A 15,907-nucleotide genomic window follows, 5' to 3' on the forward strand; every position below is an offset into this window, starting at 1 on the left:
CATTAACGAAAATTGCTGTATGCGTATGCCCACAAATCTACTAACGGTAGGAATCCCCGCTTGCGGACCCTGTTTGCGCAGGTATCCTTCTGCCGCTGCTCGTAACGCCCCGATCCATCACCGGGGCTAAACTGTTTTCCCCCGGCGTACCGCCTTTTTAAAAGGCTTTTTATCGCTGCATTTTATTCAATGTTTTTACCACCACTGTTATGAATCATTATCTGCAAAGAATGTTGCTCCTGCTTTTACTGGGTACACTTCTGGCGAATTGCCGGAAAAAGGAGTGGGAAGCCATCTACGGCCGTCCGGAGCACTTGCCTTCGCGCATGTACCAGCAACTGGAATCGAAAGGAAACTTTAAACACCTGCTGGCCGCCATCGATAAAGCGGGTTATAAAGCCACGCTGGAAGCCGGCGGCTACTGGACCCTGTTCGCCCCGCACGACTCGGCTTTCGAGGCCTATTTTACGGCCAGGGGCATCCGCGGCGTCGATGACCTGGATTCTGCCACCTGCCGCCAGATCATTACCTACAACCTGGTATACAATGCGTTCCTGAAGGAACGCCTGGGCGATTTTCAAAGCAACCGGGGCTGGGAAGCGAACACGGCTTTCCGCAGGCGCACGGCTTACTATACCGGGGTGTACGCCACGGAGGATGCCGGCGGCAATCCCATCCGCGCTATTGCCTCCAACCGCAACAACAACGGGGCGCTCTACTTCGTGGAAGCCGACCAGAACAATAAATACATTCCTTATTTCGTCGACAATTTCCTGTCGGCCAAGAACCTGTCGGCCGCCGATTACAATTATTTCTACCCCAATACCCCCTATACCGGCTTTAACGTGGCGGATGCGGCCGTGACCGAGCCGGATATAAAAGCGGAAAACGGCGTGGTCCACGTAGTGAACAAGGTGATCACGCCCCTTCCTTCCATCGACGAATACCTCACTTCCAACCCGAACTACAGCCTGTTCAAAAAACTCCTGGACCGCTACCTGGTGCAGTATACGCCCAATCCTTTTGTCACCCGGCGGTATCAAAGCCTTACCGGCAGCAGCGAGCCGGTGTTTACCAAAGTCTTCAGCCAGAGCCTGGGCTTTTCGCTGAACAACGAGAATTTCCTGAAAACCCAGGATAATGACGGGCAGAGCAACAGCTACAGCATCTTTGTTCCCGACAACGCCTCCCTGCAGCGCTTTATCGACGAAGTATTGCTGGAGCATTTCAGCCGGCTGGAAGACCTGCCGATCAGCATCATCACCGATTTCATCAATGCCCACCTCTGGCAGAGTGCGGCCTGGCCCAGCAAGTTTGAATCTACCCTGAACTTTGTCAACGAGGAAGCCCGCTTTGACCCTGCGGCCGATGTGGTAGACCCCAAAATGCTGAGCAACGGGCTGTTTTACGGCACCCGTAAAGTACAGGACGCCAACGTGTTCAGCAGTGTATATGGCCGGCCCTACCTGGACCCCCAATATTCCATGATGACGCGGCTGCTCAATATGGAACTGAAAGGCCAGGTGGCCAATATCCACCGGAAATATACCCTGCTGCTGATCAGCGACTCGGTACTGAACGCCGCCGGCTATACCGTGGACCGCAGCGTCAGCAACGACATCAACCTGCAATGGCGCTTCACCCCGCCGACAGGCTCCACCCAGCCAGCCAGCGTCGGTGCTGACACCCGCAACCGCCTGCTGCGGATCCTCAACCTGCATGTAGTGCCCGGCACCGTGCTTTCCAGCCCCAGCGGCGAAGGCTCCCTGATGACCTATGGCGGGGAATACATCGGCTATAAGGACGGCGTGCTGTTTGCCGGTGGCAACGTGGACGGGGGCAATGTAGCGCAGGTGCTGCCCGGTGCTTCCAAAACGGCGAAAAACGGGGTGGTCCATTACCTCGACCGCATCCTGGACTTCAGCGACGCGACGGTAGGCGCCCATATCGAAAAACTGGGCACGCCCGCCACCTCGCCTTACAACTATTTCTGGCAGTACCTGAAAAATTCCGCCAGCCTCTGGAACAACACCACCAAGGTCATCACCGGCGTAGCCGGCGGCACCTTCTACACGGTGCTGATCCCCTCCAATGAAAAGATCATGGCGGCGGTACGGGAAGGGGCGCTGCCGGGCAATACGGCCACCGGGGTTCCCAACTTTACACCCACGGGCGCCCTGGACCGGGCCAAAGTGGAAAACTTTATCCTGTACCATATCCTGGATAAACGCACCGTGGCGGCGGACGGCGGGGAAAGCGGCGCCTTCAACACGCTGCTGAAAAACAACAATGGCGAGCCCCTCAAGGTATTTGTAAATAACCGGACCGCCGGTTCCCTGGAACTTACGGACAACAACAACCGTAAAGCCACCATCATTTCGGCGCCCAGCACCTACCTGAGCAACCGTGCCGTCATTCACCTGATCGACAATTACTTAAAAAATTGATGAACTCCTTCCAAATAAAACTGTTATGTGGAACTATCTAAAACTGTGGTGCATTGTATGGGTTGCAGCCCTCTGCAGCCTGCCCGCCGGGGCCCAGAATGCCGGCTCGGTAGTGGTGACCGGCAAAGTCACCGGCGACAACCGCCAGCCGCTCCAGGGCGCTTCCGTGGCGGAAGTGGACGGGGACGGCCGGATCGTGAAAAGCGCGGCCTCCGATATCGAGGGCAACTTTATCCTGAAGGTCACCAATCCGAAGCATAAAATTTCCGTTTCCTATGTGGGGTTTGCCACCAGGACCCAGCCGATTGGCGCCCGTACTTCCATCAACTTCCAGATGGAGACCGGCGCCGTGGAGCAGCAGGAAGTAGTGGTGATCGCCAACCGCAGGGTCGATAACGGCATGGCCGGCGTGGCGGAGCGCAACCTGACCACGGCCGTGGAACGGATCGGCGCCGAAAAGATGGAAGAAATGCAGGCCACCTCCATTGACCAGGCCCTGCAGGGACGTATCGCCGGCATGGACATTACCGCCTCCAGCGGCGACCCAGGCGCCGCCATGAACATCCGCATCCGCGGGGTTTCCTCCATCAACTCGAATGGCAACCCCCTGATCGTGGTGGACGGCATGCCCTTTGAAACCGAGATCCCTTCGGATTTCAACTTCGGGACCGCCGACGAACAGGGCTATGCCCAGTTGCTGAACATTTCCCCGGCCGATATCAAGGACATTTCCGTGCTGAAGGATGCTGCCGCTACCGCCGTCTGGGGCAGCCGGGCCGCCAACGGGGTGCTCATTATTACCACCAAAAGGGGCGTGGTCGGCCGCCCCGGGATCACCTATACGTTCAAGGGAACCGTTTCCAAGATGCCCCGGCCCGTGCCTATGCTCGACGGCTACCAGTACGCCACCCTCATTCCTGAAATTTACATGAACCGCAACGGTTCCACGCTGAACTCGGTGAATGTGCGGGAATTCAACTACGACCCCAACGACCCTTACTGGTATTACAATTACAGCAACAACGTCAACTGGGTGGATGCCGTTACCCGCACCGGCAGCCTGCACGACCACACCGTTTCCATGACCGGCGGGGGCGAAAAAGCGAAATATTTTGCCTCCATCGGGTACAACGACAACAAAGGCACCGTGGTGGGGACGGCCTTCAAACGGATCAATACCCGCATCAACCTCGATTATACCATATCCGAACGGATGAAGGTGTTTACCTCCATCGCCTACACCCATTCCGACCAGGACCGCATGTATATCTCCAACAACGAGGGCGCCCTGCGCAGCGTGGCTTATTTGAAAATGCCGAACATGAGCATTTACGAGTTTGATGAACAGGGCAACCTGACGCCCAATTATTTTTCCCCGGCCGCCAACGTGCAGGGCCAGTACAGCCGCATGTACAACCCCGTGGCCATGGCCACCGAGGCGAAATTCAACGTCCTGGGCGAGCGCATCGTGCCCCGCTTCCAGGCGGACTACAGCATCCGCAAAAACGTCCTGCGGGCGACCTTTGACGTGCAGTTCGACATCAACAACACCAAGAACAACTCCTTCCTGCCCCAGATCGCCACCGGCCGGCCCAATACCGAGACCGTGGTGAACCGGGCTTATGAAGGCGATATCGACCTGTTTGCCGTGACCACGAAAACCTCCCTGGCCTACACGCCCAGGCTCAAAAACACCGACCACGATTTTTCGGCCTTTTTCAACGCGTTTACCAATGACTTCCGGTCTGTAAACCAGGAAATGGTGACCTCCAATACGGCCTCCTCGCTGCTGGTGGACCCCGCAGCGCCTTCCCGTACGCAAAACCAGGAGCTTTCCGCCGTTTCCCGGGTGGCGCAGACCCGCTCGGTAGGGGCGGTGGTGATCGCCCGCTATGGCTTCCGCGACAAATACCTCGTGGAAGGGACCCTGCGCGGCGACGGCAGCTCCCGGTTCGGCCCCGATTACCGCTACGGGCTGTTCCCTGGCGGGTCGGTACGCTGGCGTATTTCCGGCGAAAAGCCGTTGAGGAAAATAAAGCAGCTCGACGACCTGAGCTTCCGGTTCAGCTATGCCGTCAGCGGCAATGCCCCCCGGGCGGATTATGGCTTTTACAACACCTACACCACCTATGCAAAAAGCTACCTCGGCCGCAACGGCACCTATCCCGCCTCCATGGAGCTCCGGAACTTCCGCTGGGAGACCGTGCACGGCATCAATACCGGCTTGAATATTTCCCTGTTCAAGGGAAGGTACCGCGCCGCCCTGGACGCCTACCGCAACCAGACCCGCGACATGTTCTTCAACGGCCTGCAGATCCCATCCCTCACCGGTTTTGGCTCGGTGAACATGAACGTGGGCACCCTGGAAAACAGGGGCGTGGAGCTGGCGGTGTGGACCACCCCGTACCGGAACAAGGTGTTGTCGGTAGGCTTTGACTTTAATATTTCCCGCAACGAAAACATCATCCGCGAAGTGTCGGAGCTGTATCCCTCCATGAGGGGCGACATGGGCGCGAACGGCAATTACCTCGGCCTGCTGCAGATCGATAACCCCTTCGGTTCGATTTATGGCTATAAATTCAAGGGCGTATATCCCGACAAGGCGGCCACCATCGCTACCGGGTCCAGCGGCAAACCCATTACCCGGGCCGATGGCTCCGTGGTGTACATGCGCTTTAATTACCCCACCGTGGACTATGTTTTCCAGCCCGGCGATGCCATCTACGAAGACATCAACAAGGATGGCAACATCAACAGCATGGACGTGGTGTACCTGGGCAACAGCAATCCTAAGTTCAGCGGCGGGTTCGGCCCCTCGCTGACCTACAAGCAGTTCAAGCTGAGCTCCTTCTTCAACTTCCGCTATGATTACGACGTGGTGAACGGCACCCGCATGAACACCACCCGGATGAGCGGCTACGACAACCAAAGCACCGAGGTACTGCGCCGCTGGCGCTACGAGGGTGATGTGACCGATGTGCCCCGCGGCATTATCGGCGGCGGCTACAACTGGCTGGGCAGCGACCGCTACGTGGAGGATGCCTCCTTTGTGCGGTTCCGCACCGTTACCGCCCGCTACACTTTTGCCAAAAAGGCGGCGGCCCGCCTGAACATGAAGAACCTCAGCGGCTACCTGACGGTGGAAAACCTTTTTACCTGGACGAAGTATTCCGGCCAGGATCCCGAAGTGTCTTCCCGCGGGGGCGACCCCTTCCGTGTAGCCGCGGACTATTCCATGACCCCGCCCAGCAAGATGGTTACTTTGGGAATCGTGGCCGGCTTCTAACAACAATGAATAAGCGACAAAGTCATTACCTGCAATTAAAGTGTCAACTGCAATGAAAAGAATTATTTTAGGCCTCTGCCTGGCCGGCTTGCTGGCAGGAAGCGCTTCCTGCTCGAAATGGATGGACCTGAAGCCGCAGGACGGCATCGTCGGCGATGAATACTGGCAGACCAAGGAGCAGGTGGAAAGCGCCGTTATCGGCATTTATTCCTCCATCCAGGTGGGCAACCTGCCCGAATACTTTTTTATCTGGGGCGAAGCCCGGGCCGATATGGTGGCCCCCGGCTTCCGGGCCAGCCAGGACGAACACGATATCGTGAACCTGAACATGCTGCCCACCAACAGCTTCGCCAACTGGCGGGGCGTGTACCAGACCATCAACTACTGCAATACCCTCCTCCAGAAGGCCCCCGGGGTATTGGAAAAGGACAATACCTTTTCGCAGGGGCTGCTGGACCGCTCGGTAGGAGAGGCCCTGGCCATCCGGGCGCTGATGTATTTTTACCTCCTGCGCACCTTTGGCGAAGTGCCCCTGAAGCTCGATGCCACCCTCAGCGACCAGGACATTGTTTTTCCGCCCAAGGCCTCCCGCGACCAGGTGCTGGACCAGGTGGTGGCTGACCTCAAAAAAGCGGAAGGGGCGGTGCCTGCCACCTACGGCAACCGCGACGAGGACAAAGGCCGCATCACCCGGGCCGCCGTCAATTCCCTGCTGGCGGATGTATACCTGTGGAGGGACCGGTACGGCGAAGCGGCCGCCGAATGCGATAAGGTCATCACCTCCGGCCGCTTCGGGCTGGTCAGCGCAGCCAATTACTTCAACCGGGTGTTCCTGGAAGGCAATTCCGCCGAAGGCATCTTTGAACTGCAGTACGACGCCCAGATGCTCAATCCCTTTTACGGCCTGCACAGCCCTGCCCAGAAAAGGTGGGAGGCGGCCGGCCACCTGGCGGAGAGCGTCTATGGCATCGACCTGGTCAATACCGTTCCCCTGGCGGATGTGCGGGGGGATAAAGCTTCCTTTCGCAGCACCGACAACACTATTTGGAAATACGTGGGGGGCGATAACGCGGGCACCAATTTACGGCCCCTGGAAGAGAACGATGCGCACTGGATCTTTTACCGGTATGCCGATGTGCTGCTGATGAAGGCCGAAGCCCTCAACGAACAGGGCCAACCCCTGGAAGCCTCCCGGATCGTAAAAACGATCCGCCAGCGCGCCGGCGCGCTCGAGCTCAAGCCCATGGACAGCACCAGCCAGGCCGCCATGGCCGACTTTATCCTGGAGGAACGGCAGCGGGAATTCGCCTTCGAAGGAAAGCGCTGGTTCGATGCGCTGCGCAATGCCAAACGCGGCAACTATGCCCGGCTGCATTTGCTGACGGCCATGGCTTCGGTGAGCGTGCCTTCGGAACGGCTGCAGCCGGCCCTGAACAAGCTCCGCGATACGGCCAGCCATTATTTCCCCATTTATGTGTACGAGCTGCAAACCAACAAGCAACTGGTGCAAAACCCCTTTTATAAATAACCGAATACCCTGTATATGACCAAAAAATTGATGCTGCCGGCCCTGTTCCTGCTGCTAGGAGCCTTCTTCCCGGCCTGTAAAAAGCAGGAGCTGAAGCTGACCACTACCGAAGAGGTCAACATCGTGGGCTACCTCGACCGCCAGCCTGATTCCTTTTCGCTGATCCGCAACATCCTGGACCGGACGGGAAACACCGATTTCCTCAATGCCTATGGTGCCTACACCTTCTTTGCCCCTACCAACAGCGGCATCAGCGCCTGGCTGGCGGCCCAGGGTGCGGCCCGCGTGGAGGACGTGCCGGCGGAGGTTTTGAAAGAACTGGTGAACTTCCACCTGGTGATGGATACGATGACCACCGGTTCGTTTAAAGACGGGCGGCTTCCCGTAGCCACCATGCAAGGGCAGTTCCTCATTACCGGCGTGTCCAGCGCAGGGGGCGCCTCCAGTTACCTCATCAACCGGCAGGCAAGGGTGACCCGCTCCAATATCAAGGTGGGCAACGGCTATATCCACCAGATCGACCACGTACTGGTGCCGGCCAGGAAGACCATTGCCGAGCAGCTGGCCGAAAACCCTGGCTATTCCATTTTCGTGGAAGCCCTGAAGGAAACAGGGTTTTACGACCTGCTCCATACCGTGGAGGCGGACACTGCCAAACGGTGGAAGACGGTGATCGCCGAAAGCAACAAGGCCCTGGCCGATTCGGGCATTGCTTCCTACGACGCCCTGAAGGACCGGTACTCCCAGCTGAAAGATCCCCGCAACCCTAAGGACAGCCTCCACCGCTACGTTGCCTACCATATCCTCGACGGCATTAAATTCCTGGGCGACATCCTGCCCTTTCCTTCCCACGCCACCCTGGAACCCCAGGAGGTGATCAGCACCCAGGTGATCGGCCAGGAAGTGGTGGTGAATGAGGACCTCTTTGACGGCGTGCTGGAAAAAGGCGTGCCCCTGCCCCGGGCCAGCAGCGACAATGCCGCCACCAACGGGGTGTGGCACGACGCCGCCGGCCACTTTATGGTAAAGTACCGCAAGCCTGCCGCCGTTTACTGGGACGTGGCCACTTTTCCCGAGATCATGAACATGCCGGCCTACTACAAAAAGCAAAACTTCACCTTCATACGCCAGAACGCAGCCGACAGGCCCGTGAAAAGCATCATCTGGGACTTCAAGGGCGCCGCGGCCCATTTCGTTTACGGTTGGGGTACCGGGGGGTCCATTACCAATTTCGCCTGCAACAACGACCTGCTGACCCTTCCTTTGGGCGGGCCCAACCGCGCTACCTGGTGGGAGTTCACCACGCCGGTGATCATTAAGGGCCGCTACAAGGTATGGGTATGTTACCGCAACCGCTTTGCCGTGAAATGCAACGTACGCATTGACGGCGAACTGATGCAACGGCCGGTAAACTTTGGCGAAGGCTATCCCGCCGGTACCGACGAGGAACTCGAATCCCTGAACTGGAAGCGCTATACCGCCGGGGGGATCTTTGCCGGCCGGATGGTAGGCGTGGTGGACATTCAAACCACCGGTCGCCATGTGTTCCGCCTCGAACCCTTCGAAGGCACCAATGCGGAAAACCACCTCGATATGGTGCATTTCATACCGGCGGACGAACACCAGTTCCTGCCCCGCTTTAACCCCGACGGTTCCAAACTATACAAATAATCAAAACGCTTTTGCCCGCGGAGCCGGAGGCCCGCCTTTGCTCTGCGGGGAAGCATATACTACCAAGAATGCGTATACAACTATGCAAGGCCCTGCTGGCCCTGATGGGAACAGGCCTGTTTTTTACCGGCTGCAACAAGTGGGAAGACGCCACCAGCCTGGAAAGCCCTGCCGCAGCCAATGACCTGCTGGTGCAGATCCGTCAGCACCCGGAGCTGAGCCGGTTTGCCGAACTGCTGGTCCAAACAGGTTATGACCGGGTAGTTGCCTCTTCCAGATCCTTTACGGTTTTTGCCCCTACCAATGCGGCCCTGGCTTCCCTGGACCCTGCGATCCTGGGGGATTCCGTCCGTCTCCGCCAGCTGGTCGGCAACCACATCACCACCCAGCTTTTTCCGGTGCGTGCGGCCGCCGGCCCCCTGCGCCTGCAAATGCTGAACGGTAAATACCAGAACCTGCAAGGCAGCACCTTTGAGGAGGCCACGATTACAAAGGGAGATAACTATGCCCGCAACGGCCTGCTGCACCTGATCGATAAAGTGGTGCCCGTGCTGCCCAATGCCTGGGAGTCCCTCGAGGGGGGCACCGGCATGCCCACCGCGCAACGGGATTACCTTTTTTCCCTGGGCCGCAGGGTGTTTGACCCCTCCCGTGCGGTGCAGACCGGCGTGGACAGCGTGGGCAACCCGGTTTACCAGCCGGGCACCGATTCGGTGAGTACCAACCTGTTCTGGAACCGGGTACACGACCTACGCCATGAACAGGAGCAATTCACGGTATTCCTGCTGGCGGACGATGCCTGGGAAGCGGAGGTAGCCCGCTACAACTCTTTTTTTATCACCGGTACAGCCGACAGTACGAGGGATTTGTCCCGCTGGGCGGTAGCCCGGGACCTGGTGGTGGAAGGCCGGTATGAGCCCGGCACCCTGCCCGATACGCTGCTGTCCAAGTTTCATGCGAAAATGGGCATTGACCGCTCCGCCATTGCCCAGACGATCCGGACCAGCAACGGACTCATACATATTATGAACCGGTTGGAGGTGCGCCCAAAGGATAAATTCGGCCCCTATCTTATCCAGGCGGAAAACTACCGGACCGCCAGCGCCGACCGCCGGGGAAACACCTACCTGCGCGACCGGGTAAATCCGATGACGGGCAAGCCGTTCCGTGATGTACTGGTGTACAACCACGGCCTGGCCCTCTTTAACCTGGGCTACCGCCTCAGTGAGGTGCCGTCGGGGAAATACCGGGCCTACTGGGTGGCGCTGAACGACAATATCAACAATATGGCAGGCTCCAACGCCTCCTTCAGCTTCAGCCAGAAGCTGGGGATCGGCTCGCCCACCTCCGCCCTGCTTCCCTACGTGCCGGTAACCCTGCGCAACTACAACGAGGTGTACCTGGGCGAGTTTACCCTTTCCCAGTACTACCCGGTGCTCGACGTCTTCCTGACGGCCGCCAACAGCGGTGCGGCCAATGTGAACCCCCTGGTGTGCGATTACATCCGGATCGAACCTGTATTCTAACTTCTAAACCGATAGTATAACCGATGCTTCCCATGAGCAAATCTCTGATAAAAACAACCCTTGCCTCGGCCCTGGTGCTGGCCACCGGGCTGCTGCAGGCACAAGCCCCTGCATTGGGGCAAGCCCCGGCATCTTCTCCTGCGGCGGCGCCGGCCCGGCGCATTTCCGGCCAGGTAACGGACGCTGCTTCCAAAAACGGCATTGCCGGCATACGTGTACAGGTGGAGGGCTATTCGGCCGCCATTACCGATAAGGACGGCAATTTTTCCCTCAAGGTACCTTCCCTTACCACCACCCTGGTGCTGGAAGGAGAGGGGTACGGCCCCCGCCGGGTGGCCCTTAAAGGCCGTTCCCGTATACAGGAATCGCTGTTCGACGACAGCCATGAATCCTTTTATAGCCCTTTAGTGCTTCCCGGGAGCATCGTGCCCCGGTCGAACGTAGCGGCCTCGGTCGGCAGTTACAACGCCGCTTCGGCCTGGGGCCAGCCGGGCGAAACGGTGGATGCCCTGCTCCAGGGCCGTGTAGCCGGTTTGAATGCCGTGCGCCGGTCCGGAACACCGGGAGCAGGAGCCAACCTCTTTTTACGGGGGTATAATTCACTCTACGGCACCAACCAGCCCCTCCTGGTGATCGACAACATGATCTTTGATGCCGGGGAATACGGCGAAAGCATCGTGGCGGGGGCGGCGGTCAACCCCCTGGCCCTGATCGACGTCAAGGATATCGACAACGTGACGGTGCTGCGGGATGCCACCGCGCAATACGGCACCAAAGGAGCCAATGGCGCCATCATCATTACCACGGCCCGGGCAAAAAGCCAGGCCACGAAGATCGATTTCGCCCTCTACAGCACGTTTAACCAGGTTCCCAAAAACCTGCCCGTACTGGACGCCGCCGATTACCGGGTGTACCTGAGCGAGCAGCTGCAAAGCCGCGGCTGGACCCCGGCCCAGGTGGCCGCCCAGCCCTATATGGACGACCGTGCCGAAAGCAACCAGTATCCCGCTTACCACTTCCAGACCGACTGGCAGCAACGGGTGCTGGAAAACAGCCTCAACCGCAACGTGTACCTGAAAATTACCGGGGGGGACAACATTGCCACCTATGGCCTTTCCCTGGGCTATACCGGCAATAAAGGCATTGTTCGCCATACAGACCTGACCCGCTACAACACCCGCTTCAATGCCGAGTTTAACTTCACCAAACGCTTTACCGGCCTGGCCAACCTTTCCTTTGCCTATAACGAGCAAAACCTGAAAGACGCCGGTATGGCCGAAAAAACCGCCCCCCTGTACCTGGCCCTGGTAAAGGCGCCCTTCCTGGGCACCAACGAGGTGAATGACAAAGGGGTGCTGTCGCCCAACCTGGCGGATGTGGATACCCTGGGGCTGACCAACCCCGCCGTGATCATTGATAAGATGAAGGCCGAAAATAAATACTACCGCTTCTTCGGCTCCTTCGCCTTTAAATACGAGCTTTCCAAATACCTGCACGCCAGTACCCTGGCGGGCGTTACCTACGACAAAGTGCGGGAGAACTCCTTTATCCCGCGCCGGGGCGTTACTAATGATACGGCGGCCAACGCCATTCTCGACAGCCGCATGGCCACGCAGGTGCGGCGGCTGTTTTCCCTGTTCAGCGACACCCGCCTGGAGTACAACCGGTTATACCGGCTCCGCCACCATATTTCCGCTCGTGCAGGCCTGCGCTACCAGGATAATGATGCCGCCCGGCATTATGCCCGCGGTTTCAACTCGGCCACGGACGACCTGGAAAGCGTGCAGACCGGTGTAGCCCTCCTGCGCCAGGTAGGCGGCAGCTTGGGCCGGTGGAATTGGCTGAATGCGTACCTCGGTGCCGATTATGGCTTTAACCAGAAGCTCTTCCTGAGCCTTAATGCCGCCCTGGACGGTTCTTCCCGCTTTGGCACCCAGGCGGAAGGCGGACTGCCTATTGCCGGTCGTAAATGGCCCCTTATGGCTGGTGCCGGTGTGGCCTGGCTGCTCTCCTCCGAGGCCTTTATGGGAGGCTCGCCCCTGGACCTGCTGAAGCTGCGGGCTTCCGTAAGCCTTACCGGCAACGACGATATCGGCAATTACAGCTACCGCCGCACCTATACCTCGCAGAACCTGTTGGGCGCCCAGGGCCTCGTGCGTTCGGGCATTGCCGATCCCGCCCTGCAATGGGAAACCGTGCGGAAGTTCAACGCCGGGTTGGACCTCTCTTTCTGGAACCAGCGGGTGAACCTCAGTATGGATGCCTTCCACCACCAGACCGACAACCTGCTGGTATACGGGCCCCTGGCCCCGGTTACGGGCTTTTCCACCGGCCTGACCAATGGAGGAAGGCTGCAGAATGCCGGCGGGGAAGTGACGGCCAGCGTGCGCCTGGTAAACAGGCCTTCCCTGAAATGGGATGCCGGCCTGAACATTTCGGCCTATAAGAACAAGGTGCTTGCCGTTCCCGGCGGCCGGTTCACCACCGACTATGCCGGCGCTACGCTGCTGACAGCGGAAGGAAAGGGGGCCAGCCTGTTTTATGGCTACCAGGCCGATGGCGTTTACGCTTCGGAGGCCGAAGCAGCAGCCGCTCCCACCTACAGCCGGTCCCAAACCGGGGAACTGCTGCCCTTTGGCGCCGGTGACGTGCGGTTTGTGAACCGGGCCGACGCTCCTGGCGATACGCTGGCCAATGGTACCCGCGTAGCGGTGATCGATGCCGCCGACCGTACGGTGATCGGCAACCCGGCTCCTGCGGTTACCGGGGGATTCCATAACCACCTCATCTGGAAGCGGTTCGAACTGGATGCCCTCTTTACCTTCAGCCAGGGAGGAGCCGTGTACAACTACCTGCGGTCCCGCCTGGAAAGGATGAGCGGGACGGAAAACCAGTTGCAGACCGTCCGCAACCGCTGGCGCTACGATGGGCAGGAAACCTCCGTGCCCAAAGCAAGCTGGGGCGACCCCTTGGGCAACGGCCGGTTCAGCGACCGCTGGATCGAGGACGGTTCCTACCTGCGCCTGCGCACCCTTTCGCTGCAGTACCATCTTCCGCTGAAAGGGGGCGCCGTTTTCAAAAACGCCACGGTCTACGCTACCGCCAACAACCTGTTCACCCTCACCCGCTACAAGGGGTACGATCCCGAATTCAGCGCAGGGCGCTCCGTGTTTGCCCAAGGCATCGATACCGGCCTGGACCCGCTGTTCCGCAGCTTTACCCTGGGCGCCCGCATCGGTTTATAAATCAACTGTAATCCTCTAAGAAATGAAACTGTTTTCTATTAAAAATATACTCCTGGCAGCCCTGCTGGCCGGGGCCGCCTCCTGCAAAAAATCATTCGATTACCTTCCCGCCACCGAACTGGATGCGGAGCAGATGTACCGCAACGTGTACGATGCCGATGCGGCGGTGATGGGCATTTACGGAAAGTTCATGGGGTTGGCCGACCGCTACGTTATCCTCAATGAGCTCCGGGGCGACCTGCTGACCACTACCGCCAATGCGGATGCCGCCCTGCGGGAGCTCAATGCCCACCAGGTGTCGGCCGGCAACCCGTACGCCAGCCCCCTTCCTTTTTACGAGCTGATCCTCAATTGCAACGATGTGCTGAAGAACTTTTTGCAAATGAAGGAGAAAAATGCCCTGAAGGAAGCCGAGTTTAACCAGCGGTATTCCGATATTGCCGCATTGCGCGCATTCCTGTACCTGCAGCTGGGCATTCATTACGGTGACGAAGTGGTGTATGTGACGGATCCGCTGGAAAACAGGGAAAGCCTCCGGGAAAGGGGCCGCTTTCCCAAACTGACCTTCGAGGTGCTGCTGGATTCCCTGATCGCTTCCACGGAGCCCCTGCCGTTCAAAGAACCTTACCCGGCGGGTACGTCGCTGAACATCACGCTGGACGGGGCGCCCACTTCCTTTCTGTTCATCAACAAAAAGATCCTGCTGGGCGACCTGTACCTGTGGAAAGGCGATTATACCCGGGCCGCCACGTATTACCGCGAGGTGATGGAAACCTCCTCCCCGGAGCCTATTAGCGAAAACAAGTTCCAGCAGTACAAGATTGGCTGGGGAGACGTTAATCACGGTATCGGGTACACGAAGGCAGGTGATGCCACCACGCTGAACTTTGCCGATGGCTGGCGCCGCATTTTCGACCGCCCTTACGATAACGGCTACCGGCGCGAATGGATCTGGGCGCTGCCCTACGACAGCAAGTTCCAACCCGAGAACCCGCTCATCCGGTTATTTTCACCCATCGGGGGAGATTACCTGGTAAAGCCGTCGCAGGAAAGCCTGGACAAATGGAACAGCCAGGTACAGAACACCGTTGCCCTGGCCGGCAACGATGGGGGCCTGCCTTATGATGCCCGGGGCCCCCTCAGCGTGCGCTCCATCGGCGGACAGCCCGTGGTGATGAAGTACCTGTATAACTATCTCGATTACAACACCAACCTGCCCACCAACCCCCTGGTGAAGAACGGGAAGTGGTGGCTGTTCCGCCAAACCCACCTGCACCTGCGGTTTGCGGAAGCGGCCAACCGTGCGGGCCACCACCGCCTGGCCTACGCTTTTTTCAACCGGGGCATTGCCACTACCTATGCGCCGCCCGCCGGGGTTACCAACGTTACCGACTACATGAATACGCTTCACCTGCCGGCACCCTTTAATTTTGATGCCCGCGTGGGCGAGATCCCTTACTACCGCAGCGACTGGAACCGCAATGTGGGTATCAGGGTCCGGGCCAACCTGGTTCCTTATGCCCTCTCCGGTTCGGACAGCCTGGTGCAGGTGGAAGACGGCCTGCTGCAGGAATCGGCCCTGGAGAATGCCTTTGAAGGCACCCGCTGGGCCGACCTGCTGCGCATTGCCCGGCGCCGGGCTGAGCCTTCCTTGCTGGCGGATGCCGTATACAACAAGCTGCAAAAAGAAGGGCACCCTGCTGCCGCGGCAGTACGGAAACGACTGTTGGACCCGAAGAACTGGTATCTGCCCTTCCAGTGGTAAGCAGGTGGAAGATAAAGGCACCCCTTAGCGGGTTCTGTGATGACGCGCGAAAGGCTGGTAAACACCAGCCTTTTGCTTTATAGATACACCTCTTCCCGGCAGTTCTTCCGGCGTGCCTCCTTCCGAAAGGAAACAAATGAAACAGAAAACGGATTAAATGGCCAAAAGAAGGAAGACCGGCCGGTCTAATTTGGAGGCTGAAACGATGTGGAAATGTCTGCCATGTGTTCCCGCTCTATGGGCCTTCGCCTGCCTTGCCTTTCCCTCATCCTTTTTCGGATATTCCCTCCCGTTACTCCCTTCAAAATGCTTTTTTGACGGAAGCCCTGTGCTGCTTCAACGGTAAGGCCGGTATCCCCGCTGACGATTCCTGAACTTTTAAATACCACCGTATGAATGTAAATCTACCTCTTCTTCCGGGCCTATGGCCCCACCCCGC

At 58.6% G+C, this 15,907-nt stretch carries 7 protein-coding genes; all 7 read left to right on the top strand.

Annotation, left to right across the window (positions count from 1 at the left end):
* Nucleotides 1-230 precede the first annotated feature (230 nt).
* The 7 genes from V9K67_RS21950 (at nt 231) to V9K67_RS21980 (ending at nt 15,468) form a co-directional block, all read left to right on the top strand.
* Nucleotides 231-2,447, top strand: a complete 2,217-nt coding sequence (locus tag V9K67_RS21950) for a fasciclin domain-containing protein (protein WP_336726287.1) — start codon at nt 231-233, stop codon at nt 2,445-2,447.
* Nucleotides 2,448-2,472: 25 nt separating this feature from the next.
* Complete coding sequence (locus tag V9K67_RS21955; protein WP_336726289.1) at nt 2,473-5,733, top strand: SusC/RagA family TonB-linked outer membrane protein; 3,261 nt, start codon at nt 2,473-2,475, stop codon at nt 5,731-5,733.
* Nucleotides 5,734-5,785: 52 nt separating this feature from the next.
* Entirely contained in the window at nt 5,786-7,261 is a 1,476-nt protein-coding gene (locus V9K67_RS21960; RefSeq protein WP_336726291.1) for a RagB/SusD family nutrient uptake outer membrane protein, read from the top strand.
* A gap of 15 nt (nt 7,262-7,276) precedes the next feature.
* The gene (locus tag V9K67_RS21965; RefSeq protein WP_336726293.1) at nt 7,277-8,932 is read left to right on the top strand and encodes a fasciclin domain-containing protein; all 1,656 of its coding nucleotides are present in this window, start codon (nt 7,277-7,279) and stop codon (nt 8,930-8,932) included.
* A 68-nt stretch (nt 8,933-9,000) separates the two neighbouring features.
* Nucleotides 9,001-10,458 (top strand): fasciclin domain-containing protein, encoded by a 1,458-nt coding sequence (locus V9K67_RS21970; protein ID WP_336726295.1) that lies wholly within the window; start codon nt 9,001-9,003, stop codon nt 10,456-10,458.
* A 32-nt stretch (nt 10,459-10,490) separates the two neighbouring features.
* On the top strand, nt 10,491-13,703 hold the full coding sequence (locus tag V9K67_RS21975; protein ID WP_336726297.1) for a SusC/RagA family TonB-linked outer membrane protein: 3,213 nt from the start codon (nt 10,491-10,493) through the stop codon (nt 13,701-13,703).
* A 22-nt stretch (nt 13,704-13,725) separates the two neighbouring features.
* Nucleotides 13,726-15,468 carry a RagB/SusD family nutrient uptake outer membrane protein gene (locus tag V9K67_RS21980; protein ID WP_336726299.1) on the top strand — a complete coding sequence of 581 codons (1,743 nt, stop codon included), beginning with the start codon at nt 13,726-13,728 and terminating at the stop codon, nt 15,466-15,468.
* Nucleotides 15,469-15,907: the final 439 nt, after the last annotated feature.

This window comes from Huijunlia imazamoxiresistens, assembly GCF_037132455.1.
Taxonomy (GTDB): domain Bacteria; phylum Bacteroidota; class Bacteroidia; order Chitinophagales; family Chitinophagaceae; genus Flavisolibacter; species Flavisolibacter imazamoxiresistens.

Bases quoted from the DNA above. Each gene is read 5' to 3' on its own strand.
- V9K67_RS21980 (WP_336726299.1), top strand. From the start codon at position 13,726: ATGAAACTGTTTTCTATTAAAAATATACTCCTGGCAGCCCTGCTGGCC.
- V9K67_RS21975 (WP_336726297.1), top strand. From the start codon at position 10,491: ATGAGCAAATCTCTGATAAAAACAACCCTTGCCTCGGCCCTGGTGCTG.
- V9K67_RS21960 (WP_336726291.1), top strand. From the start codon at position 5,786: ATGAAAAGAATTATTTTAGGCCTCTGCCTGGCCGGCTTGCTGGCAGGA.
- V9K67_RS21955 (WP_336726289.1), top strand. From the start codon at position 2,473: ATGTGGAACTATCTAAAACTGTGGTGCATTGTATGGGTTGCAGCCCTC.
- V9K67_RS21965 (WP_336726293.1), top strand. From the start codon at position 7,277: ATGACCAAAAAATTGATGCTGCCGGCCCTGTTCCTGCTGCTAGGAGCC.
- V9K67_RS21950 (WP_336726287.1), top strand. From the start codon at position 231: ATGTTGCTCCTGCTTTTACTGGGTACACTTCTGGCGAATTGCCGGAAA.
- V9K67_RS21970 (WP_336726295.1), top strand. From the start codon at position 9,001: ATGCGTATACAACTATGCAAGGCCCTGCTGGCCCTGATGGGAACAGGC.